The organism is Synechocystis sp. IPPAS B-1465, from assembly GCF_003015225.1.
Lineage (GTDB): Bacteria > Cyanobacteriota > Cyanobacteriia > Cyanobacteriales > Microcystaceae > Synechocystis.
The window spans coordinates 1,384,414-1,405,753 of the sequence record NZ_CP028094.1; the positions used below are offsets into that span (position 1 = coordinate 1,384,414).

At 48.3% G+C, this 21,340-nt stretch carries 23 protein-coding genes and 1 tRNA gene; 17 read left to right on the forward strand and 7 right to left on the reverse strand.

All coding sequences use genetic code 11. The annotated features are described in order from the left end of the window. Positions 1-157: 157 nt before the first annotated feature. The 3 genes from C7I86_RS06530 to C7I86_RS06540 form a co-directional block, all read right to left on the reverse strand. Positions 158-888 (reverse strand): IS1 family transposase gene (locus tag C7I86_RS06530; protein WP_102014007.1). Its coding sequence is split into 2 segments (ribosomal slippage): positions 158-555 and positions 555-888, totalling 732 coding nucleotides; the frame shifts between segments, so codons are not numbered across the junction. Positions 889-981: 93 nt separating this feature from the next. Next, positions 982-1,323, reverse strand: a complete 342-nt coding sequence (locus C7I86_RS06535) for a DUF2973 domain-containing protein (RefSeq protein WP_010872464.1) — start codon at positions 1,321-1,323, stop codon at positions 982-984. 120 nt (positions 1,324-1,443) lie between these two features. Then, positions 1,444-2,700 carry an MFS transporter gene (locus tag C7I86_RS06540; protein WP_010872465.1) on the reverse strand — a complete coding sequence of 419 codons (1,257 nt, stop codon included), beginning with the start codon at positions 2,698-2,700 and terminating at the stop codon, positions 1,444-1,446. A gap of 615 nt (positions 2,701-3,315) precedes the next feature. On the opposite strand from C7I86_RS06540, the gene pstS reads away from it, so the two are divergent. The 5 genes from pstS (at position 3,316) to C7I86_RS06565 (ending at position 7,891) form a co-directional block, all read left to right on the forward strand. Beyond that, positions 3,316-4,317 (forward strand): phosphate ABC transporter substrate-binding protein PstS, encoded by a 1,002-nt coding sequence (gene pstS, locus C7I86_RS06545; RefSeq protein ID WP_010872466.1) that lies wholly within the window; start codon positions 3,316-3,318, stop codon positions 4,315-4,317. A 145-nt stretch (positions 4,318-4,462) separates the two neighbouring features. Continuing rightward, on the forward strand, positions 4,463-5,449 hold the full coding sequence (pstC, locus tag C7I86_RS06550; RefSeq protein WP_010872467.1) for a phosphate ABC transporter permease subunit PstC: 987 nt from the start codon (positions 4,463-4,465) through the stop codon (positions 5,447-5,449). 4 nt (positions 5,450-5,453) lie between these two features. Then, a complete protein-coding gene (gene pstA / locus C7I86_RS06555) occupies positions 5,454-6,326 on the forward strand; it encodes a phosphate ABC transporter permease PstA (protein WP_010872468.1) in 873 nt (290 codons plus the stop codon). A 53-nt stretch (positions 6,327-6,379) separates the two neighbouring features. Beyond that, positions 6,380-7,195, forward strand: a complete 816-nt coding sequence (pstB, locus tag C7I86_RS06560; RefSeq protein WP_010872469.1) for a phosphate ABC transporter ATP-binding protein PstB — start codon at positions 6,380-6,382, stop codon at positions 7,193-7,195. Positions 7,196-7,375: 180 nt separating this feature from the next. Continuing rightward, positions 7,376-7,891 carry a peptidylprolyl isomerase gene (locus C7I86_RS06565; protein WP_010872470.1) on the forward strand — a complete coding sequence of 172 codons (516 nt, stop codon included), beginning with the start codon at positions 7,376-7,378 and terminating at the stop codon, positions 7,889-7,891. A 128-nt stretch (positions 7,892-8,019) separates the two neighbouring features. Here C7I86_RS06565 and C7I86_RS06570 read toward each other — a convergent pair whose 3' ends face one another. Together C7I86_RS06570 and C7I86_RS06575 are read right to left on the reverse strand one after the other, a co-directional pair. Beyond that, entirely contained in the window at positions 8,020-8,310 is a 291-nt protein-coding gene (locus C7I86_RS06570) for a 4a-hydroxytetrahydrobiopterin dehydratase (protein ID WP_010872471.1), read from the reverse strand. Positions 8,311-8,341: 31 nt separating this feature from the next. After that, positions 8,342-10,159 carry a DUF389 domain-containing protein gene (locus C7I86_RS06575; RefSeq protein ID WP_010872472.1) on the reverse strand — a complete coding sequence of 606 codons (1,818 nt, stop codon included), beginning with the start codon at positions 10,157-10,159 and terminating at the stop codon, positions 8,342-8,344. A 166-nt stretch (positions 10,160-10,325) separates the two neighbouring features. Here C7I86_RS06575 and C7I86_RS06580 point away from each other — a divergent pair, with 166 nt between their 5' ends. Next, the gene (locus C7I86_RS06580; protein ID WP_010872473.1) at positions 10,326-10,580 is read left to right on the forward strand and encodes a DUF1816 domain-containing protein; all 255 of its coding nucleotides are present in this window, start codon (positions 10,326-10,328) and stop codon (positions 10,578-10,580) included. Between the two features lie 134 nt (positions 10,581-10,714). On the opposite strand, the gene C7I86_RS06585 is transcribed toward C7I86_RS06580, so the two are convergent. After that, complete coding sequence (locus tag C7I86_RS06585; protein WP_041425965.1) at positions 10,715-11,443, reverse strand: Bax inhibitor-1 family protein; 729 nt, start codon at positions 11,441-11,443, stop codon at positions 10,715-10,717. Positions 11,444-11,653: 210 nt separating this feature from the next. On the opposite strand from C7I86_RS06585, the gene C7I86_RS06590 reads away from it, so the two are divergent. The 3 genes from C7I86_RS06590 to crtB all read left to right on the forward strand — a co-directional run bounded on the left by C7I86_RS06590 (position 11,654) and on the right by crtB (position 14,715). After that, complete coding sequence (locus tag C7I86_RS06590) at positions 11,654-11,929, forward strand: hypothetical protein (RefSeq protein ID WP_020861703.1); 276 nt, start codon at positions 11,654-11,656, stop codon at positions 11,927-11,929. 293 nt (positions 11,930-12,222) lie between these two features. Then, positions 12,223-13,641 (forward strand): 15-cis-phytoene desaturase, encoded by a 1,419-nt coding sequence (gene pds / locus C7I86_RS06595; protein WP_010872476.1) that lies wholly within the window; start codon positions 12,223-12,225, stop codon positions 13,639-13,641. Between the two features lie 60 nt (positions 13,642-13,701). Next, positions 13,702-14,715 (forward strand): 15-cis-phytoene synthase CrtB, encoded by a 1,014-nt coding sequence (crtB, locus tag C7I86_RS06600; RefSeq protein WP_010872477.1) that lies wholly within the window; start codon positions 13,702-13,704, stop codon positions 14,713-14,715. A 176-nt stretch (positions 14,716-14,891) separates the two neighbouring features. Here crtB and C7I86_RS06605 read toward each other — a convergent pair whose 3' ends face one another. Beyond that, on the reverse strand, positions 14,892-15,305 hold the full coding sequence (locus C7I86_RS06605; RefSeq protein ID WP_010872478.1) for an MAPEG family protein: 414 nt from the start codon (positions 15,303-15,305) through the stop codon (positions 14,892-14,894). 157 nt (positions 15,306-15,462) lie between these two features. Here C7I86_RS06605 and ureA point away from each other — a divergent pair, with 157 nt between their 5' ends. The 8 genes from ureA to C7I86_RS06645 all read left to right on the forward strand — a co-directional run bounded on the left by ureA (position 15,463) and on the right by C7I86_RS06645 (position 21,251). Beyond that, complete coding sequence (ureA, locus tag C7I86_RS06610) at positions 15,463-15,765, forward strand: urease subunit gamma (RefSeq protein ID WP_010872479.1); 303 nt, start codon at positions 15,463-15,465, stop codon at positions 15,763-15,765. 155 nt (positions 15,766-15,920) lie between these two features. Next, positions 15,921-15,993: transfer RNA gene (locus C7I86_RS06615), tRNA-Glu, on the forward strand. A 219-nt stretch (positions 15,994-16,212) separates the two neighbouring features. Then, on the forward strand, positions 16,213-17,406 hold the full coding sequence (locus C7I86_RS06620) for a transporter substrate-binding domain-containing protein (RefSeq protein WP_010872480.1): 1,194 nt from the start codon (positions 16,213-16,215) through the stop codon (positions 17,404-17,406). A 196-nt stretch (positions 17,407-17,602) separates the two neighbouring features. Next, positions 17,603-18,358 (forward strand): SIMPL domain-containing protein, encoded by a 756-nt coding sequence (locus C7I86_RS06625; RefSeq protein ID WP_010872481.1) that lies wholly within the window; start codon positions 17,603-17,605, stop codon positions 18,356-18,358. A 130-nt stretch (positions 18,359-18,488) separates the two neighbouring features. Further along, positions 18,489-19,187 (forward strand): MBL fold metallo-hydrolase, encoded by a 699-nt coding sequence (locus tag C7I86_RS06630; RefSeq protein WP_010872482.1) that lies wholly within the window; start codon positions 18,489-18,491, stop codon positions 19,185-19,187. 55 nt (positions 19,188-19,242) lie between these two features. Further along, positions 19,243-19,776 (forward strand): DUF3122 domain-containing protein, encoded by a 534-nt coding sequence (locus C7I86_RS06635; RefSeq protein ID WP_010872483.1) that lies wholly within the window; start codon positions 19,243-19,245, stop codon positions 19,774-19,776. Between the two features lie 63 nt (positions 19,777-19,839). Further along, entirely contained in the window at positions 19,840-20,379 is a 540-nt protein-coding gene (locus C7I86_RS06640) for a rhodanese-like domain-containing protein (RefSeq protein WP_010872484.1), read from the forward strand. Positions 20,380-20,384: 5 nt separating this feature from the next. Further along, positions 20,385-21,251 carry a sulfite exporter TauE/SafE family protein gene (locus C7I86_RS06645; RefSeq protein WP_010872485.1) on the forward strand — a complete coding sequence of 289 codons (867 nt, stop codon included), beginning with the start codon at positions 20,385-20,387 and terminating at the stop codon, positions 21,249-21,251. The last annotated feature ends 89 nt before the right edge of the window (positions 21,252-21,340 follow it).

A 21,340-nucleotide genomic window follows, 5' to 3' on the forward strand; every position in this document is an offset into this window, starting at 1 on the left:
ACAATGAGAGCCTTTTAACAAGCCAACCTTGGTGGGGTAATAGTGATTTAGCATTTGGGGCTCTGAGTCAAGTAGAAGGAGAACTTGGTTTTCCTAATAACACCTTGGATGGAATAGCCGGGCCACTCTTCGCCTTTGACTTTTCTGCTTGAGAGTCTCAAGAAAGTAATGAAAGGCGCCAGTTGCGTAATAGTTCTATGTTACCATTGACCCTGAATTTGGCAAATATTGCCATGGTGATATTAACCATGTGGGCTGACCTGGAGATAACTTTCGTGGGGCGATGAAATCTAGCAAGCCAATGGCGATTATCTGAGTTGTTTCTCTCAATTCCTACTGTTTCTCTTTTGCTAATCCCATGAAACGCATCAGGATGTTCATCCAGCAGTTGTTGATAGGGCCTCCAGTCATCGGTACAGGACACTGTCACTTTCCACTTTGCCAGTCTCTCCAGCAAACGACTCAGGGTTTGACTATCACGATTTCCCAGTTCCCAGTCGATGAGTCTCCCAGTAACACGGTCATATGCCTTCCAGAGCCATAACTTGTTTTTTTGGCCTGAAGAAAATGCCACAGTTCGTCTAATTCCACTACGATCGCTGAGTCTGGAGCCGGTTTCTCGTAGTTTGCTTCGCCAAAATCCCTAATCCAGTTGAGCAGTGACTGAGTGGAAACTCCCAAGAGTTTTGCTGTGGCATTCATTGACATACCACCCATGTACAATAAGACCGCTTCTAGTTTCATCCAGAGAAGTTTACCCCGTTCCTTGGAGAGATTGGTAAATTTATATTGGCACCTCTTACATTTGAATCGTTGCTTCCCCTTGACAAAGCCATTTTTGACGACATTCCCATGACCACATTGAGGACAGTGACAGTGTGTAGACATCTTTGCAAAAGCTCATTACCCAATATTCCCTATCATCCTACGTCATTATCTATTTGAAATTCTCGAAAATTTTATTGCTGATTCTTGACAGGATTATTTTTCCTCTTCGCCTTCTTGGAAAGTCACACTAGGGGAAGCATCAAAAATGGCGTTCAACTTTTCCCTGGCATCGTCAACATTGACGGAGCGCATCACCAATAAGGGCTCACTGATGGGGCGACCCTGGTCATCGAACAACTCCGGGTGACTGCTCTGGCCAAAGCGACGGGAAAAACTGTTGGGTGGAGTGCGCTGGCTGCCCATGCTGACGGAAATTAAGCTCCGAATTAGGTTGCTAACAGCAAGGAAGGCAATCACGGTGAAGGCCAAAATATAAATAAGATGCAGCACTGAAATTTTCCCCAATTGTTCAATGGCGACCCCGCTGAGCGCCATGGTAGAAAAATTTTTTCAGCATGGAACCGGGCAGGAAAAATTTAGGAACGATCGCCTGAGTCTTGTTCTAGCTTAACAAGATTTTCCGCCGTTGACAGGAATTATCTAGGTCCAGGAGGTCTATTGGGGAGTGGCGTAGAGGTCCCTACTGCGGCCAATGCAAAACCTGAGGGAACGGCCGATGGTGGGGTTGGAAAAAATGCCAAAAACCATGATTGCCGCCAGGGCTAATCCGCCGCTGAGCCAAAATACATGGCGGTAACCAAATATCTCGTTCAGTACGCCCATAATGGGAGCGGCAATGGCAATGCCTCCATCAAAACCGCTCATGCACACGGAGAAAACCCTTCCCCTTTCCTCCAGGGAGGAACGATCGGAAATTAGGGCGATGGTGGTGGGTAATAAAATGCCACTACCTGCTCCTTCGAGGGCGGCTGCGGTCAATAATTCCCAAGAGTTATCCGCTTGGGCAAGGCACACCATAGACAGCAAATAGCAAATCAGGCTACCGACAATGAATAGCCCCCGACCATAGGTATCCGCCAAGGAACCAAGGAAGAGGCGGGGCACAAAACTGGCGATCGCCGCCACACTGTAAAAAACTCCCGCATAGGTAGCTAGGTCAATTTCCCGCACAAACAGGGGCAAAAAAGTGGCCAAGTTACCGAACAAAAGCCCAATCAGCAGTAACACCAAGGTGGGTACGGCCATGGAGCGACTGGTGAGGAGTTTGCCGATGGAACGGGGTCGGGGGCGATCGCCGAAAACATCCTCTGCTGACGATTGATCTGGGGGACGGTTTTCCCGCACCTGTAGGGCCAAAACCAGGGAAATAAAGCCCAACAGGGAAGAGGCAATGAATAGGAATTCGTAGCCAATGCTTTGGGAAATGTAAGCCCCCACAGCCGGCCCAAATCCCATACCAATAGGCACCGCTAAACTCATATAGCCAATAATTTCCCCCCGTTGTTGGGGTGGGGATAAATCCACCACTAGGGAGTTATAGCCGGTGGTATAGGCAGCCAAGCAAATGCCGTGAAAAGCTCGAATGGCCATTAAAGCTCCCACAGTGGCGGTGAGTAGGTATCCCAAGGGGGCCAGAGCCACAACCAATGCACCAATGACAATGGCAATTTTTCTCCCCCGGCGATCAACCAACTGACCAATCCAAATTCTGGACCCCAACAGGCCAAGGGCGAAACTCCCCATAATCCAACCCACTTGTTGTTTCGTTGCTCCCACATCCTGGGCATACATGGGCAGAGTGGGAAGAAGGGCAGTGAGGCTGAGCCAAAACATCAGCACTGAAGCAAACAACAGAGCAAAAGTTTTCTGGGTGGAGGGAGATAGTTGACGGAGGGTCTGGAAAGAACTCACGGAATAATCTGCTGGGGAGGAAATGAGGCAAAGGGCAACTGCTTAAGGTTTCTTTACAGTTTGCTTTTCCATGATAGACCCAAAATTCCTTACCAGGGTGAGCGGGGCGTGGGGAAGCCAAATCGGTCTGCGATGGTGAAATTGAACATTTTGTAGATCAATCTGGGGAGGGTTGACAGGGTTAACCCCCCACTCTCAACAGGCAATAACTTTCAGTTTTTTTCAAGGGATAACCACAAAAAAACAAGAATATTTCGACCAATTACTTGCCGGCTTAATCTTTTCTTAATTCTATCTTAATTTCGACTTAATCAACTGATTAACTCCCCTTAAAATAAGTCAAAAAACGGCTATGGTTAACCAAAAGTTAATCGACTTTTTTGGGAAATTATGCATTGAAAATAAAAAAAATTTCGTGTTTTAAATTAACAAAATGCAACTAATATTGTTAGCTAGAACGGACCAGTAAGGTTTCTGGCTTTATTGACAGCAAACGGCCCGTCTTACCCTAGGGTTTTGCCGTTTTTTTAGGTCGATAATTATGCCAATGGAAACCCCATCAGCGAACAAGGGCTGACTGTTTCAACTGCACTACAATTTAGATTGCAAATTCCTATGCTTAGTTCACTGCAAAAAGTTGCTACCTTCTCCGTAGTCAGCGTTATCGTCGGTTTTGGTGGCATTGGCCAGGCCATTGCCGGTACCCTCAATGGTGCGGGAGCGAGTTTTCCGGCCCCACTCTACCAACGTTATTTTGCTGAGTATAAAAAAGCTACCGGTAATACTGTCAATTACAACTCCGTCGGTAGTGGCGCTGGTATTCGTCAATTTATCGGTGAAACCGTTGATTTTGGTGCCACCGATGCTGTGCCCACTTCCGCCCAACGTCAACAGATGAAACGGGGTGTGGTTATGGTGCCCACCGCTGGTGGCGCTGTGGCGGTAGTTTACAATTTACCAGGCAAAAAAGTACAACTTTCTCGCATTGCCTTGGGTAAAATTTTCACCGGGGAACTAAAAACCTGGAACCAGGTGGATTCCAAACTGCCCAACACTCCCATTCGAGTTGTGGTACGGGCCGATGGTAGTGGCACCACGGATATTTTTACTAGCCACCTCAGCGCTATTAGTAGCACCTTTAGAAGCAAGATTGGTGCTAGCCAAGATCCCAACTGGGGTTTCCAAGTACTGAAAGGTCCGAAAAATGACGGGGTAGCGGCAACGGTTAAGCAAACCCCCGGGGCGATCGGTTATGTCCAGGACACCTTTGCCCGCCGTAACGAGGGTCCCAATCTGCAAACCGCCAAGGTACAAAATAAGGCCGGTCAGTATGTAGAACCCAGCTTGGCAGAGGCCAATAAAGCCATCAGTGGAGCCAAGTTTGACGCGAACTTTGTTGCTGAAATAAGTGATCCTGCCTCCGGTTATCCCATTGTGGGTTTGACCTGGTTGTTGGTGTATCAAAACAATAAAAATGCCAACGTTGCCAAGGACGTCAAAGCTTTGGTGCGCTGGATTTTGACCACTGGCCAAAACCATAATACCCAGTTGGAGTACACCAAAATTCCTCCCGCCGTTGCCCAACGGGTAATTGCAGCAGTTAACAAGATCAAATAAACCAAATATCAAGTCAATCTGCGGTTTTTCAAGCTCCCCTAGTCTCCTCAGTTCGGGAAGAAACTGGATAAAGATCCCCCGGTATTGGGAGATTTAGGGGGCAAATTAAAACTTGGCAAACAGGCTCTAGGAAAAGGCAATAGGTATGGTGGAAGGTTTTTCACGTCGTTCAGAATTCACTCTGGCCCGGGGAGGGGATATTACCCAAGGGAATTCCCTCACCAATGGTTTGGACTGGGGCTTTAAACAGTTGACCCGTCTCTGTTCCCTCGGAGTAGTGGTGATTCTCGGCTGGATCGCCTGGGTGGTTTTTACCGATGCCCGACCGGCGATCGCCAAGTTTGGTTGGGAATTCATCGTCAGTCAACAATGGGACAGCAGTGGGCAACTGTTTGGCGGCTTACCCTATATTTTCGGCTCGGTGGTTAGTTCCTTCATCGCCCTAATTTTTGCCCTGCCCTTGGGGCTGGCCGTGGCGGTTATGACCAGCGAAAACCTTCTACCTGCTCCGGTGCGGGTGCCCATTGCCTTTCTGGTGGAACTGATTGCTTCCATTCCCAGCGTGATCATTGGTCTATGGGGCATTTTTGTCTTCATTCCAGTGTTAATGCCTGTGCAGGGGGCACTGTTTAAATATCTGGGTTGGTTACCAATTTTTGGTACGGAACCCTTTGGCCCCAGCATGCTGGTGGCGGGATTGGTGCTGACCGTGATGATTATTCCCACCATTGCTTCCATCAGCCGGGACATTTTACTCTCTGTTTCCCCCAGCCTCCGTAGCGCTTCCATGGCCCTGGGGGCAACCCGATGGGAAACTATCTGCTCGGTGATTTTGCCCTCTGCTAGTTCTGGCATTATTGGTGCCACTATTTTGGCCCTAGGTAGGGCCCTCGGAGAAACCATGGCAGTAACAATGGTGATCGGTAACTCAAATATTATCTCGGCTTCCCTACTGGCACCGGGATATACCATTCCCTCAGTGCTAGCTAACCAATTTGCCGAAGCAGTGGATGAGCTGCACATCGGCGCTTTGATGTATTTAGCTTTAATCCTTTTCGTTATTACCCTCGGTATTAATAGTCTGGCGGTGTTGATGGTGGCAACCATTCGTCGTCAAGGGGAGAGCAATTAAAGCGATGAAAAGTTCTGCCCCTAGTAGTTTACTTGCGCCCCTATCCTTTTTCCGTAATGGTTTTGCCTGGGTGATGGGGGGGTTGTCCTTTACCCTCACCCTTGTGGCTCTGCTGCCTTTGTTGGCTATCTTAGCTGCCATTATTCAACGAGGTTTGCCCACTCTTTCCTGGGAAGTGTTTATCCATCTACCAGCTCCAGTGGGGGTGGAAGGGGAACCCAACGGTTTTGCCAATGCCATTGTGGGTACTCTGACCATGGTCGGACTGGGCGCTCTTTTTAGTGTGCCCCTGGGGGTGATGACTGGGGTATTTTTGGCGGAGTTTGCGGCCGGCTCGGCGATCGCCAATGGGGTACGTTTTGTCACCGTGATTCTGAGCAGTGTGCCCTCGGTAATTGTGGGGGTATTTGCCTATGGAGTACTGGTTATTACCACCAAGCAATTTTCGGCCTACGCCGGGGGTCTAGCTTTAGGGGTAATTATGACTCCCATTATTGCTTTGACTACAGAAGAAGCGCTGAAATTAGTGCCTCTCCATTACCGCCTGGGTTCCGCTGCCCTGGGGGCTAGTAAATGGGAAACCACAGTCAAAACGGTAATTCCCTGTGCCATTCCCGCCATTACCACTGGGGTATTGTTAGCAGTGGCGAGGGCCGCCGGGGAAACGGCTCCTTTGATGTTCACTGCGCTCTTCAGTCAATTCTGGCAAGAGGGGTTAATGGCCCCCACCCCTTCCCTGCCCGTACTGATTTACAACTATGCCAGTTCTCCTTTTGAAGAACAGAACGCCATTGCCTGGACCGCTTCTCTTGTACTATTAATGCTGGTTTTGACCATTAATCTATCCTCCCGTCTGCTGATCCGTCGGCGTTTTTAGCTCTGCCATCAATACCTAATCGTTAATTTTCCCGTTTTCTCCGTTTACCAGCTATGACTAATTTGTCCGGTTCAATGCCCAGCTCCACAGCAGCGGATTTACAGCCTGCCCTCAGGGTTGAAGGTTTGGGATTTTATTACGGCACCAAAAAAGTGTTAGAGGGGGTAACCATGGCAATCCCCGTTGGTAAGGTCACTGCCATGATTGGCCCTTCTGGTTGTGGTAAATCAACTTTGCTCAAAGCTTTTAACCGCATTGCCGAACTGGAGGGACGGGTGAAAGTAACCGGGAAAATCGAATTTTTCGGACAAAATATTTACGATCAAAAGGTCAATATTAATAGCCTGCGTCGGGAAATTGGCATGGTCTTTCAGCGCCCCAATCCTTTCCCCACCAGCATTTACGACAACATTGTCTATGGGGTTAAACTTTGTTGCAATGTGAGCCGGGCCGAATTGGATGAAATTGTCGAACGTTCCCTCACTAGGGCAGTGTTGTGGGATGAAGTCAAGGATAGTTTGAAAAAATCTGCTTTGGGTTTATCGGGGGGACAACAGCAACGCCTATGTATTGCCAGGGCGTTAGCGGTCAATCCCAAGGTGTTGTTAATGGATGAACCCTGTTCTGCTCTCGATCCTATTTCTACTCTGAAAATTGAGGAATTAATCAATAGTCTGCGGGAAAATGTGACCATCACCATTGTGACCCACAATATGCAACAGGCCCTGAGGGTGTCTGACTACACAGCGTTTTTCAATACCGATGAAAGCCGTATCGGTCAGTTAGTAGAATTCGACACCACCCAGAATATTTTCTCTAGTCCCCAGGAAACCCAAACCAGGGATTATGTGGCTGGTCGCTTTGGCTAGATACTCCTGTTTATGGTGCCCTCCTTCATATAACGTTTGCTTGTATTACCTCTTAATTTTTACTTTAGAAACTAGTCTTCAGTAAGCATTCAATCTGCTCAATTTTGCCTGGGCTAAAACTGGCTCGCCACCTATTGCCATTCAGAAATCTGGTAAAATGGGTTGCCCAATGAAATTTGTATGATGAGCAAAGTTTTTTTTGATATTACCATCGGCAGCGATACCGCAGGTCGCATTGTGATGGAATTGTTTGACGAAGTTACCCCCAAAACCGCTGAAAATTTCCGGGCCCTTTGCACTGGAGAAAAAGGTGTGGGTAAAGCTGGTAAACCCCTACACTTCAAAGGTTCCCATTTCCATCGAGTCATCACCGATTTCATGGCCCAAGGGGGAGATTTTACCCGGGGCAACGGTACCGGCGGTGAGTCTATTTATGGAGAAAAATTTGCCGATGAAAATTTCCAGTTAAAGCACGATCGCCCTGGGCTATTGTCCATGGCCAATGCCGGGCCCAATACCAACGGTTCCCAATTCTTCTTAACCTTTGTACCTTGCCCTTGGCTTGATGGTAAGCACGTCGTTTTTGGTGAAGTGGTGGAAGGTTTAGAAATTCTAGAGCAACTTGAAGCTAACGGTTCCCAAAGTGGTCAAACTAAACAGGCGATCGTTATCAGCGATTGTGGTGAAATTAAATAAGCCTGATTGACACTAGTGTGTATAGACTCTGTTAAAAACCTTGTTGGAAAAATAAAGTAAGACAGTCCCCTTGATTAGTTTTGAATTGATAATCGAGGGGGTTTTTATTGGTCAAATTTGAGTGAAAATCAATCAGCAAAACTATTAGCCTTGGTGGCAAACTTAACATCCAATTCTGTAATGCCGCCTGCATCATGGGTGGTTAAATCAATGGTGACCCGATTATATACATTGGACCATTCTGGATGATGGTTCAGGGTTTCCGCCACCAACGCTAACCGAGTCATAAAACCGAAAGCTTGATTAAAATTGGCAAACTTAAATTGACGATGGAGTTTATTGCCCTGCAAGCTCCAACCGCCGAGTTCTCCCAGGGCAGTTTGGATTTCTGGGTCAGTTAAACGTTGGGGGGTGGCCATGGTGCAATTTATCTAGATTTTTAACTATTGGTTAGGGATTGTTCCTGCCATCCGTTATATCATCTCCCAGAAAAAGATTGAAGGAAACCTGGGTTGGTTCGCCCACGTTGGTGGTTTCCTGCACCCGGCTATCGGGAATTTGCCAGTTATCACTCAAATAAGTTCTAATCTGCTCTGTTTGGGAAAAAAGACTGGCGGGATTACTATCTGGAGGACGTTGAATGGTGAGTCGCAAATACAGAGAGGGATGGGACCGGAGAATTTGTCCCACATTGTCGAGTACTGCTTGATCTTGGTTGGAAAGATTCAGGGGAGCACTGGCGATCGCCGCAGTTTCATCGAGAACGGTGAGGGGAATAAGCCCTTGATCTGTGGCGAGGCGTTGGTATTCCACCATGGCATCATTAACCTGTAACGATCGCCGAATTTGATTGGAAAGAATAACTTGGGCGTCCTCCTGTAAATCTCGATCACCAAGGTAGATGACCACTAACTTAAAAGCGGAATTATCGCTCCGGAGTACGACTTGATAATCCACCAATTGCAGGGCATCAGGAAGGCTCACCAGGGCGAGGGAACGACTAATTTCCCCCATCAATTCCCCCTGTAGGTCTGGCAAATAACTAACTTGGGTGATGACTGGAATAGATTCCGTGTTAACCGCTTGGCTGGTGGGAATTTGCACAAACCGCAAGGTAATGTCACTGGGGCTAAGGTCCAGGGCAGTGGCTAACTTGTCCACAAAGCGGTCTTCATCTTCCTGGCTGTAGAGCTTGTCGGTCACCACCTGGAGTTGTATCGATACTTGGTTGTTATCCCGTTTCGCTTTTACCTGGTCGATGTAGGAACGAAATTCATCATCGCCCCCGTCGAAATTATCCTGCCAGATCTGCTTAATGGTGGAATTAAGTTGGTTTTCTTCCCGTTGCTGGGTCACTTGGCGTCGCACCTGTTCCAGGGATTTGGTCAGAGGAAACGAAATGATCCCCAGGGTAACCAGGATCAAGAAAAAGCGACTGGGCAAACCTCCTACCCGTTGAAAAGTGGTGTAGGCCGGCAATCTTCTCAACCAAGAACTGACCACTTGGCTTTCAGCATTTTCTTGTTTCCATTCCCCAATGGCTTCCCGCACTGCCCGCACATCAAAGTGGACGAAAAAGAACACAATCATGGCGGTGAAAATAATCGCCACTAGGTTGGTGATGAATAGCAGTCCTCCCCCCTTGGCCACGGTCAAACCCTGGGAAGAAGCCAAGCTGAAATAGATACCAATGCCGTAACCCACCACGCACAATGGCGGCATCAAGGCCACGGCGATCGCCACCCCTGGTAAAGAAGCCGCTACCCCCTTCGCTTGTTTGCAGGTAGCCACCGATCCCACCGCCCCGGAAAACAAAGCCACAATTAAATCCAAAAGGGTAGGATTGGTTCTAGCCAAAATTTCGGGGGTAATTTCCTTAAAAGGGACTATGACCACCAGAATGGCTGCAAAAACGATGGCTAAACTACAGCTCAGTAATAAGTTAAACGCCGCCCGCAACCAGAGCACCACGTCTCCCGCCGCCAAACCCATGCCATTGGCCAAAATTGGCCCCATCAAAGGGGAAATCAACATTGCTCCAATGATTACCGCTGGACTGTTCAGTACCAACCCCAGGGTGGCAATGCCCGCCGCAAACAAAACCTCAATCCAGTAGCTTATGTCCCTGAGGCTAACGGACTCACATAACTGGGTGTAGATTTGCACCTTATGTTCATCGGTCAAATCTAAATTATTCGTAAAGCCACGGCGTAGACGCAGTAACATCAGCAGGGAAAAACGATGCCCGGAGGACTTGGACTTTGACATAGGGGGGGATGGGATTAATCGTCTCCATTGTGCTTGACCAATACTATACTCTGGGGAGAGTTTGCTGAATTATTGCCATCCACCTTTTCGGGGTTGGGCTATCCCAGGTTATATTGCCTTACATTATCCCCATATCATTCATTATTTCCCATCGAGCGAGTTGTTTATGTTTGGCGTTCTGCTGTTCCTTATTTTCTTCTGTGCCGTCAGTCTAGCCTTTTTTGCCAACCGTAAATGGTGGATTCGTGTTTCCACCCAGTCTCCCCGCTGTACCTATTATTTTGGCCCCTTTACTTCCCAAGAAGAGGCGATCGCCCACCACCAAGGTTATCTCCAGGATTTGGAGATGGAGGGAGCCCAGGGCATTGAATACAAAATAGAACGCTCCTATAAGCCAAGAAAATTAACCATCGAAGACTGAGAAAACCGCCAGCAATGGGGAAGCTTGTTGGCTAATTTCTCCCCAAAGCACAAATCCCCCAGTTATTTGGTTAACTAGGGGATCCAGCTTATCTTTACAGCTAAAATTCTGAGCAACGAGATCTTACTAAAAATTTAGTCTCGACCGTTGAGGGCAATCAGTAGACGCAGAATGAAGATAAACAGGTTGATATAGGTCAAATACATGGACAGGGATGCAGCCAAATATTGATCATCCCGGTAGGTGCGGGGGAGAACAAAAAAGTCCACCACCGACACGCCGGCAAATAGCAACACCCCGAAGCCAGAAATGGCCACTTCCAAAAAGGTAGGGGTAATGACCCCAAAAAAGCCGAGCACCACTTGGAGAAGCATCACCACCACTAGTCCAATCAAGGCTAAGCTGACGGTTTTGCTCAGGGCAATGCCATCTTCTTCCGATAAATTGGAGCCAATACTACGGGCCACCACAAAAGTTACACCACAGCCCAGGGCCGCCACACCAATGCCTTGGATACCCACTCCACTGGTTTGCAGGGCCAGGTAAATAATGCCACTCAGGGTATAACCAGATAGCAGACTATACAGGGTTAGCAAGGGCAAAGCCGTTGCGTTATTGCCACTTTGCGCCACCCGCATGGCGACAAAAAAGAGAATAAAATTACCGATTAAAGCGACCCAAAAGGTGGTCATGAATAGACCGGGATTGCCCTGCATGACGCTGAGACCACCAAAGGTTCCCGCCGCTGTCAGCACCAAGCCTCCGCCAAGATAGGGGAGGGCGTTTTTGATCACGTTTGGCCCGATCAGACTTTGGCCTTTTGCCTCCGCCATGATCTGACGAAAATTGCTGGTATTGCTCATAAAAAGTGGATTTTTGACTAGGATAATCACAGGGGGGAAATTATTTTTCCCTTACCTTTAATATACTATCGACAACCATGGCCTTGCTTTAAGTGCTGGTAAGTCCTTATAAGCCCTTATTTGTGGGCTATTTCTGCCCCTGGATCCCGCCGGCTGAGCTAAGCATGAACTGTGTATTGTTCCATTGTCAGACCAGGAGGCCTTAGTCCTATGAATTATCGTGTTATTGTCTTGAGTGGGGTGATGACTGCCCTCCTCGGCACCGTGTTTGGTTGGGGCATGGGGCAGATTGCCCTGCGTCAACGGCCTAGCCAAGTACAGGTCACCATGAGTCAGCCCTATCGTACTTTCTATGGGCGGCGCTTAATCTGGTTCGGGGCGATCGCCGGCTTTGTGTTGGGGGCAGGACAGGCCTGTGTACTGGCGGAGAGGAAAAAGGAAAAAGAAGCCATGGAGAAAGCGGAAACTGAAGAAGACTATTCCTGATCCCCTGCCGCTGCAGTGACCTGGTTTTCCGTTACCGATGGAGGGAATTTGGTTGCTATTTCTGGCGGTCCAAGGGACGCGAAAAAGTTCGCCGCCACTGTTTGCATCGCCGTGGCCTAAGGCGGTCAAATACTCCCATCCCCTGACCAGGCTAGTTTTCTCCCTTGGCGATCGCCCTGGTAGCATTTAATACAAATTGGCTATCTTGGCAAAGTCCCCCGAAATATTACGAAACGTAAAGTATAATAACAATCAACCTGTAAACCCCAAATGCCTTAGCGAGACAGTAACCCATGCGCGTTGTGATCGCCGGAGCCGGATTAGCCGGCCTAGCCTGTGCCAAATACTTAGCCGATGCGGGCTTTACCCCCGTCGTCTTGGAACGTAGGGATGTATTAGGCGGGAAGATCGCCGCGTGGAAAGATGAGGACGGAGATTGGTACGAAACCGGCCTACACATTTTTTTTGGGGCCTATCCCAACATGTTGCAGTTATTTAAGGAATTGGATATCGAAGATCGTCTGCAATGGAAAGAGCACAGCATGATCTTCAACCAACCAGAGAAACCAGGTACCTACTCTCGGTTCGATTTTCCGGATATTCCGGCCCCCATCAATGGTTTGGTAGCCATTCTTCGCAACAACGATATGCTTACCTGGCCGGAGAAAATTCGCTTTGGCTTGGGACTCTTGCCGGCCATTGTCCAGGGCCAGAGCTATGTGGAAGAAATGGATAAATACACTTGGTCAGAGTGGATGGCCAAACAAAATATTCCCCCCCGCATCGAAAAAGAAGTTTTCATTGCCATGAGTAAGGCGTTGAACTTTATTGATCCCGATGAAATTTCCGCCACCATTTTACTTACTGCCCTCAATCGCTTTTTACAGGAAAAAAATGGCTCTAAGATGGCATTCCTGGATGGGGCACCACCGGAGCGTCTTTGCCAACCTTTGGTCGACTATATTACGGAACGGGGAGGGGAAGTACACATTAATAAACCTCTCAAAGAAATTTTGCTTAATGAAGATGGTTCCGTTAAGGGTTACTTAATCCGGGGCCTAGATGGAGCCCCCGACGAAGTGATCACAGCGGATTTATATGTGTCTGCCATGCCGGTGGATCCCCTGAAAACCATGGTGCCAGCGCCCTGGAGAGAATATCCTGAGTTTAAGCAAATCCAAGGTTTGGAAGGAGTCCCGGTCATTAACCTCCACCTGTGGTTTGACCGTAAGTTAACCGACATTGATCATTTGTTATTCTCCCGATCGCCGTTGTTGAGTGTTTACGCCGACATGAGCAACACCTGCCGAGAATACAGTGATCCAGACAAATCCATGTTGGAATTGGTGCTGGCTCCGGCCCAGGATTGGATCGGCAAATCCGACGAAGAGATTGTGGCGGCCACCATGGCGGAGATCAAGCAACTCTTTCCCCAACACTTCAACGGGGATAATCCAGCCCGACTGCTTAAATCCCACGTGGTCAAAACCCCCCGCTCAGTCTACAAAGCTACCCCCGGAAGGCAGGCTTGTCGCCCCGATCAACGGACATCGGTGCCCAACTTTTACCTAGCAGGGGACTTCACCATGCAAAAATACTTGGGCAGTATGGAAGGGGCGGTGCTTTCCGGCAAACAATGCGCCCAGGCGATCGCCGCCGATTTCAACCCCCAAACCGTTCCCCCCACCAGGGAAATAGTCACCGTGGGTTAAGCCGCCTGGACTCCCTGGTAATCTTCCTGACAAATGGCAACCCTAATGCGACAATGCTAAATGGCTAACGGTCAAATTTCTCCCCAGCGTGCAGTTACCAAACCCCAATCCTGGTGGCTGACTTCCGAACCCCGTCCGTCCTTAATGTTACAACTGCCCAAACCGTCTCCATCTGCAAAGCCCTGTGCTTCTGTTGAGGAAGCTTACGAAATTTGTCGTCAAGTAACGGCCCAGTACGCAAAAACTTTTTACCTGGGAACTTTGCTGATGCCCCCTGCCAAAAGGAGGGCCATTTGGGCGATCTATCTTTGGTGTCGTAGGACTGATGAACTAGTGGATGGGCCCCAGGCGGCCACCACCACCCCGGAAACTTTGGACCATTGGGAGCGGCGTTTAGAAGGGATTTTTGCTGGCCAACCCCAGGACGATGCCGATGTGGCCCTGGTGGATACCTTGGAAACATTTCCGCTCGATATTCAGCCCTTTCGGGACATGATAGCCGGTCAGCGGATGGACCTTTACCGTTCCCGTTACCAAACCTTTGAAGAACTAGACTTGTACTGTTATCGAGTGGCGGGCACCGTCGGTCTGATGTCCAGTGCTGTGTTGGGAGTCGATACGGGCAATGGCCAGGCCCCTTGGCAACCCGATGCCGTGTACATTCCCCAGGAAGAGGCGATCGCCTTGGGGGTGGCGAACCAATTGACCAATATTCTGCGGGACGTTGGGGAAGACGTGGAGCGGGGTCGAATTTATTTACCCCTGGAAGATTTAGAACGATTTAATTACAGCGAACAGGATTTACTCAATGGGGTAAACGATGATCGTTGGCGCAGTTTAATGAAGTTTGAAATTGACCGGGCCCGCCATTATTTTGAAGATGCGGAACGGGGTATTCGGGCTTTAAATCGGGATGCCCGTTGGCCGGTGTGGACAGCGTTGATGTTGTACAAAGGCATTTTGGATGTGATTGAGGCCAATAATTACAATGTGTTTAATCGTCGTGCCTATGTACCCACTCCGAAGAAATTACTATATTTACCCGTGGCCTGGTTGCGGGCCCAGGTGCTTTAAGGTTTTTTCCGACCACTGATCGATGGTTGATCTGATCCTGACTTCCCGCTGAAAAAAAGCCCCCAACCGTTGTAGGCTAAGGACTCACTTTATGAAGGGTTCAAACTATCAGTGTAGCGAACAAAGGCGATCGCCCCGATGTTTCCCCTTAGGTGAAGAGAAATCACAAAGTTTGTTCAAAACTGGGACAGTTGCCGCAACTGCCAAAGGATGGACAGCAGTGCCCCCACCACTAAAATCATGGAACTAAGGGAACCAAGGGCAAAACCTACCATTCTTTTCTCCGCCGCTTGGTAATAGCCCCAGGCGTAAAGAATGCGCCCCAGTAACCAGACGGCCCCCAAAATGGCAGCAATGGTTGGATCTCGGTAAATGGCAAATAGCCATAGCCCCGGCAGAAAAAAGGCTAACTGCTCCAGGGTGTTGTACTGTACCCTCAGCACCCGCTCAAAGTCTTCATTGCCGGTGGTGGCCGGTGGCATCACCCCATATTTAGCCCGAGCCCGCCCCACATTAATCACCAGCACCAGGTAAAGCATCGTCGCCAAAGCAGTGATCAAAGCTGGCCAGAGTAACTCGGTTTTTGTCATCGGTCATGGTGAAAGAAAGTATATTTTCAGACTAGCCCAAAAAGTTACTCTGCCTCCAAATCATTAATATTGCTCGGACTAATCGCTATACTTACGGTCAGGGTATTACCCAACTTTTTATTTTTCTCAGTCAAGTTCCTTTTGTATTTTTTATCCCATGCAGCTAAGCCCCCAGGAAAAAGATAAATTGTTGATTTTTACCGCCAGCCTAGTGGCAGAACGCCGTAAGGCCCGAGGGCTCAAACTCAACTATCCCGAAGCCGTGGCCTATATTTCCGCCGCTATCCTGGAAGGGGCCAGGGATGGTCGTACCGTAGCCGAGTTGATGAACTATGGCGCTACCCTATTGAGTCGGGACGAAGTCATGGAAGGGGTGCCGGAAATGTTACCGGAGGTACAGGTGGAAGCAACTTTTCCCGATGGCACTAAACTGGTGACGGTCCACGAACCCATTCGCTAGTAATGAGCTGGCCGGTCAGGGCGGACTGTTTTTTACCGTTAAACCCCAGGCCTGTTGACCGTAGAAAAAATTCATTGTCTAGGGTTGACAGTGATCAATCTTTATCGCTATATTTAAAAACGTCTGAAATAACGAACTGTTATCGAGACTGCCTAGCCCCCATCGTCTAGAGGCCTAGGACACCTCCCTTTCACGGAGGCGACAGGGATTCGAATTCCCTTGGGGGTATTAAAAAAAAAGAAAAAACGAAAAGAAGTTCTTCGGGGCTTCTTTTTTGTTGCTCACCCAAACAATTCCCCAAGAAGTTTAAAACCCTCTTTCGGTTTATGGAACAGAAGAAGAAGCGGGGAGCTTGTCGAGGGAAACAGCGCAGAAATGGCAAGACCCAAACTCCATCTATGGCAGTATAGGGGCGTAGTTCTTTGTCCTTGAGGCTCTGTCTGGCAAATGTTAATCCTGCGTCGCCTAATACTAGTTGTTTCCCTTAGTTTTGCCACGATCGCCATTGACATTACTACGAGACCAGGGCTGGAACCAGTGCAAGGCCAGGGGGTGGAGACAGTAGACTCGCAAACACTAAAAGTGGGGGTGGTGGGCAATCCTCCCTTTGTCTTTTATGGAGAAGGAAAAAACGCAGCATTTACCGGTATTAGCCTAGATGTGTGGAGAGCAGTGGCCGAGTCCCAGAAGTGGAATTCAGAATATGTAAGGCAAAATTCCATCTCCGCAGGCATCACAGCGGTGGCGGAAGGGGAATTGGATATTTTAATTGGTCCCATTAGTGTTACCCCAGAGCGGGCCGCCATAGAGGGCATTACCTTCACCCAGCCCTATTTCAGTAGTGGCATTGGCCTGTTAATTCCAGGCAAACCGGTGAGTTTATGGGAAAGATTTTCGCCTTTTTTTGGCATAGCCGCTTTGTCTTCAGCGGGGGTACTTACTCTACTTTTATTTTTGGTGGGGAATTTAATTTGGTTAGCAGAACATCGCAAAAATCCTGAGCAGTTTTCCCCCCATTACCCAGAAGGAGTCCAAAATGGCATGTGGTTTGCCTTAGTTACCCTAACAACAGTGGGCTATGGCGATCGATCGCCGAGGACTAAGTTAGGGCAACTGGTGGCGGGGGTATGGATGTTGGTGGCCTTATTAAGTTTTTCTTCCATTACGGCGGGGTTAGCTTCGGCTTTTTCCACGGCTCTTTCCGAAGCTAGTGCAACACCTTTGTTTAGAAGTGTGGGGGATTTGAAAAATAAAGAGGTGGCAGTGGTGCGGGATACCACAGCGGTGGATTGGGCTAATTTTTATCAGGCTGACGTTAGGGAAACTAATAATTTGACAGCAGCCATTACCCTACTACAAAAAAAACAGGTGGAGGCGGTAATGTTCGACCGGCCAGCCTTAATTTACTACACCAGACAGAATCCTAATCTTAACTTGGAGGTGACAGAAATTCGAGTTTCCCTGGAGCCCTATGGCTTTGTGCTCAAGGAAAATAGTCCTTTGCAAAAGACTATCAATGTGGAGATGCTCAATTTGCTTTACAGCAGGGTAATTGCGGAATTTACCGAACGCTGGTTAGGGCCTGGGATTGAGGAAAATCAAGACCTTTTGCCCCAAAACATAGGAGAAAGCCCTAGCTAAACCCTGGTAAAACTTATAATACCGTTCTGGCTCTGCAACCCTACTAATTACTGTCAGGAACAGCCAAAGTATTTTTTGGACTGGGAGCGCAAACAATGCCTTTTATTGATGTTAGCCTTGGACTAGCTGTGTTCCTGGGGTTTATTTTCTCGGTAATGGCAGCTAGGTTCTTTTTGAAAATTTGGCTGCACTATCTATGAGTACCATCAAGGCCCTGTTACCGCCAAAATTCCCCCAATTACTGACTGGTTTAGCTTTACTTTCCCTGTCTTTGGTGGTCAGCACGGCGATCGCCGCCAAGGCCTTACTGGAAGTAAAAAATGCTAATGATGTATTAATAGTTACGGGGTCAGCCAAACGACCCATCACTTCTGACTACATTGTTTGGGGATTATCTGTCTCTAGTCAGCAGCCCACCGCCCAGGCAGCTTACCAGGATTTACAAAGTCAAACTGAACGGGTGCAAGCCTATCTCCAAGCAAAAAATGTGCCCACGGCAGCCATTAGTATGGGGGCGATGGAAACCTATGCCATTCCCGAAGTTACTGAAAATGGGCAGGAAACCGGGAGAACCTTGGCCTATCGTCTTACGCAACGGTTTGAAATTAGTGCCGATGACGTGGATCGTTACAGCAAATTGTCCCAGGAAGCCACCGAATTGATTAATGAAGGCATTAATTTAACGGTAGAACCGCCCCAGTATCTTTATACTCAGTTAGCCCCCCTCCGCATTGAAATGGTGGCCGAAGCAACCAAGGATGCCAAAGCTCGGGCCGAGGCGATCGCCAGTAGCACCAATAGCAAAGTGGGGGCAGTGCGGAGTGCCCAAACCGGAGTTTTTCAAATTACCTCCCGCAATTCCACCGATGTCAACGACATGGGAATCTATGACACCTCTTCCATCGAGAAAGACATCACCGCAGTGGTTTCCATCACTTTTAGTATGAAATAATTATCTGAAAATTTTACCAAGGCTGTTACTCTGTCCGTATTTTCCCTGATAATTAAAAGATCTAACCGATGAATGATTGATCTTTGTTGGTTTTCGTTCCACGATGTAAAGATTAGAGTCGATAAAAGCCATGCTGTTTCGTCAATTGTTTGATCCGGAAACCTCCACTTACACCTACGTAATTGCTGACCCCAAGGGTCGGTCTGCGGCCTTGGTAGATTCTGTTTTAGAACAAGTGGATAGGGATCTAAACTTGCTCAAAGAATTGGATCTCAAGTTAACTTTTTGTCTGGAAACCCACGTCCATGCCGACCATATCACCGGAGCGGGAAAACTACGGCAATTAACAGGTTGTCAAAACCTCGTACCCCAGTATGCTGAGGTGGACTGTGCTGACCGCCATTTGCAGGACGGGGAAATTGTTCATGTTGGCTCCATACCCATCCAGGCGATCGCCACTCCGGGGCACACCGATAGCCATTTAGCTTTTTTGGTCAATCAAACCCATGTGTTGACGGGGGATGCTCTGCTCATCCGGGGCTGTGGCCGGACGGATTTCCAAAGTGGAGATGCCGGTACGTTGTATGACGCTATCCACGGTAAATTATTCACCCTGCCGGAGGATGTTTTTGTCTATCCGGGCCATGACTACCGGGGCCACACCGTTTCCACTATTGGGGAAGAAAAACGTTTTAACCCCCGCTTATTAGGGCGCGATCGCCAGAACTTTATCGAATTTATGGATAGTTTAAATCTGCCTGATCCAAAGAAAATTATGGAAGCGGTGCCCGCCAATCAACTCTGTGGTCAAAGGACTGTTGCGGTTTAAAGACTTGCTCCAAGACTAATCAAGATCCATTTCCCGGAAAAATCCGTTCACAATTATGGTCAGTTGGTGTCAGTCCCTTTTCCTTCGCTGGGGTAAGGTTTTAACCCTAACAGTGCTTAGCTTTGGGCTTTGCTGTGCCTGTTTAACTCTTTGGCCGGTGGCAACTCCAGCCCTAGTACGGGAGACTACGGAACAGCCGGGGCAAACCCTGATCCAGTCTCGTCAATCCCTACGGGACCAGGAAGGGAATACCTGGCAAGTGGTGTTATTTAAAAGGACGAAAGCCAACGGTGATAGAGAAACCAATTTACGTTTAGTTGGTTTTCCTGGAGTCACATCCTTTCGCCATCCAGCCCCTTTGGTGGTTCGGGACAATGGTGGTAATACCGTTAACCTAACCGATCTTTTAGCAGAGAAAAGCCCCGGTGAAAATGTTGGTCAATTTTTGGTTACAACGGATTTTACCAATTTACAAATTAATGGCATTTGGGAATTGAATTTACCGTTGGCAGGGGGAGAACAACAAATCAAAGTTCCCTATTTTGTCCTCCAAGAATGGCAAAGTTTGTTGGCCAAGGCATCGGATTAATTGGCAACAGCTTAGCCACTAAATTTAAAATTATTAAAAACAAACTTAAGCGGAGATTAAACTATGGCTAGCTCAACCCAAACCAATGTCACCATTGCCCCCAAAACTTTGCAACAATTGCGTCAACAGGATGCGGTAATTCTGGTTGATGTGCGGGAGCCCCTGGAATTTGTTGGGGAACACATTACCGATGCCTATTCTTTGCCTTTATCCCGATTGAATCCTAGCCAATTGCCCCAAGCGGAAGGAAAAACGACGGTACTCTATTGTCAAAGTAGTAACCGTTCCGGCAATGCCCTGCAACAATTGAGATCTGCTGGGGTGGAAGGAATCATTCATTTGGAAGGGGGATTATTAGCTTGGAAACAGGCTGGGTTGCCGACGGTAAAAACAAAAAATGCCCCCATCAGCATTATGCGTCAGGTGCAAATTATTGCCGGTAGTTTGGTTTTGACCGGGGTTTTGCTGGGCAGTTTTGTCGCCCCTGGATTTTATTTTCTCAGTGGTTTTGTCGGCGCAGGATTATTATTTGCCGGACTTTCTGGCACCTGTATGATGGCTAATCTTTTGGGCAAATTACCCTACAACCAAATTAAGGACTAATAACCATGGCACTCCAAGTGGTGGGCTATTTTTTGGCAAGTTGCATTGGCCTAAGTTTGGGGCTTTTGGGAGGTGGCGGCTCGGTGTTAGCCCTGCCCATTTTGGTCTATGTCATGCAGGTTCCCCCCAAGGCGGCGATCGCCATGACGTTAGTGATTGTGGGGGCCGTGAGCTTGATTGGGGTCATTCCCCATTGGCATCGGGGTAATGTTAATCTCCCCAAGGCCCTGATTTTTGGTTCAGCCACCATGGTGGGAGCTTTTGGCGGGGCTAAGCTAGCCGCTCTTCCTTTAGTGACAGAAACGTTTCAGTTGATTTTATTTGCGGTGCTGATGCTGGTGGCGGCTATTTTTATGATCCGCAAAGCCCAACAACGACCCCAGTTATCCTCCACAGAGGATCCTGATTTAGCCACCTATCCCGCCCCCATTTGTAAATATTGTTGGCTGTGGCTACTGACGGAAGGCATTGCCATTGGCGTTTTAACCGGGCTGGTGGGAGTGGGGGGAGGATTTGCCATTGTACCCGCCCTAGTGTTGCTGGGAAAATTGCCCATGAAAGAGGCGATCGGGACTTCCCTGTTGATTATTGCCTTTAACTCTGTGGCCGGCTTTTTAGGTTATTTTGGCCAAGTTAGTTTGGATTATCATCTGATGGTGAGTTTTACGTTCTTCGCCGCCCTGGGAATTTTATTGGGTTCCTATCTATCCAGTTTTGTTGACGCCAAAAATCTCCAAAAAGGTTTTGCTTATTTCCTCATGGCGATCGCCGCCTTTATTTTGTTCCAACAACGGGATACTTTCCGAAGCTCCAAAGTTAATAGCTATCTGCCCGAAATAAGCTCCCAAGTATTGCTGCAAAAAGCACAGTAGATCCAAAAGAATGAATTAACAGAATTGATACTTACCATTGATTAACAGATTGATGGGTAGGGCAAATTAGCTAACTGTCCCCGGCAATT

Bases quoted from the DNA above. Each gene is read 5' to 3' on its own strand.
- C7I86_RS06605 (WP_010872478.1), bottom strand. From the start codon at position 15,305: ATGACAAAAACCGAGTTACTCTGGCCAGCTTTGATCACTGCTTTGGCG.
- C7I86_RS06575 (WP_010872472.1), bottom strand. From the start codon at position 10,159: ATGTCAAAGTCCAAGTCCTCCGGGCATCGTTTTTCCCTGCTGATGTTA.
- C7I86_RS06635 (WP_010872483.1), top strand. From the start codon at position 19,243: ATGGTCAGTTGGTGTCAGTCCCTTTTCCTTCGCTGGGGTAAGGTTTTA.
- C7I86_RS06580 (WP_010872473.1), top strand. From the start codon at position 10,326: ATGTTTGGCGTTCTGCTGTTCCTTATTTTCTTCTGTGCCGTCAGTCTA.
- C7I86_RS06535 (WP_010872464.1), bottom strand. From the start codon at position 1,323: ATGGCGCTCAGCGGGGTCGCCATTGAACAATTGGGGAAAATTTCAGTG.
- pstS (WP_010872466.1), top strand. From the start codon at position 3,316: ATGCTTAGTTCACTGCAAAAAGTTGCTACCTTCTCCGTAGTCAGCGTT.
- crtB (WP_010872477.1), top strand. From the start codon at position 13,702: ATGGCTAACGGTCAAATTTCTCCCCAGCGTGCAGTTACCAAACCCCAA.
- C7I86_RS06645 (WP_010872485.1), top strand. From the start codon at position 20,385: ATGGCACTCCAAGTGGTGGGCTATTTTTTGGCAAGTTGCATTGGCCTA.
- C7I86_RS06640 (WP_010872484.1), top strand. From the start codon at position 19,840: ATGGCTAGCTCAACCCAAACCAATGTCACCATTGCCCCCAAAACTTTG.
- ureA (WP_010872479.1), top strand. From the start codon at position 15,463: ATGCAGCTAAGCCCCCAGGAAAAAGATAAATTGTTGATTTTTACCGCC.
- pstB (WP_010872469.1), top strand. From the start codon at position 6,380: ATGACTAATTTGTCCGGTTCAATGCCCAGCTCCACAGCAGCGGATTTA.
- pds (WP_010872476.1), top strand. From the start codon at position 12,223: ATGCGCGTTGTGATCGCCGGAGCCGGATTAGCCGGCCTAGCCTGTGCC.
- C7I86_RS06630 (WP_010872482.1), top strand. From the start codon at position 18,489: ATGCTGTTTCGTCAATTGTTTGATCCGGAAACCTCCACTTACACCTAC.
- C7I86_RS06620 (WP_010872480.1), top strand. From the start codon at position 16,213: ATGTTAATCCTGCGTCGCCTAATACTAGTTGTTTCCCTTAGTTTTGCC.
- pstA (WP_010872468.1), top strand. From the start codon at position 5,454: ATGAAAAGTTCTGCCCCTAGTAGTTTACTTGCGCCCCTATCCTTTTTC.
- C7I86_RS06625 (WP_010872481.1), top strand. From the start codon at position 17,603: ATGAGTACCATCAAGGCCCTGTTACCGCCAAAATTCCCCCAATTACTG.
- C7I86_RS06570 (WP_010872471.1), bottom strand. From the start codon at position 8,310: ATGGCCACCCCCCAACGTTTAACTGACCCAGAAATCCAAACTGCCCTG.
- C7I86_RS06585 (WP_041425965.1), bottom strand. From the start codon at position 11,443: ATGAGCAATACCAGCAATTTTCGTCAGATCATGGCGGAGGCAAAAGGC.
- C7I86_RS06590 (WP_020861703.1), top strand. From the start codon at position 11,654: ATGAATTATCGTGTTATTGTCTTGAGTGGGGTGATGACTGCCCTCCTC.
- pstC (WP_010872467.1), top strand. From the start codon at position 4,463: ATGGTGGAAGGTTTTTCACGTCGTTCAGAATTCACTCTGGCCCGGGGA.
- C7I86_RS06565 (WP_010872470.1), top strand. From the start codon at position 7,376: ATGATGAGCAAAGTTTTTTTTGATATTACCATCGGCAGCGATACCGCA.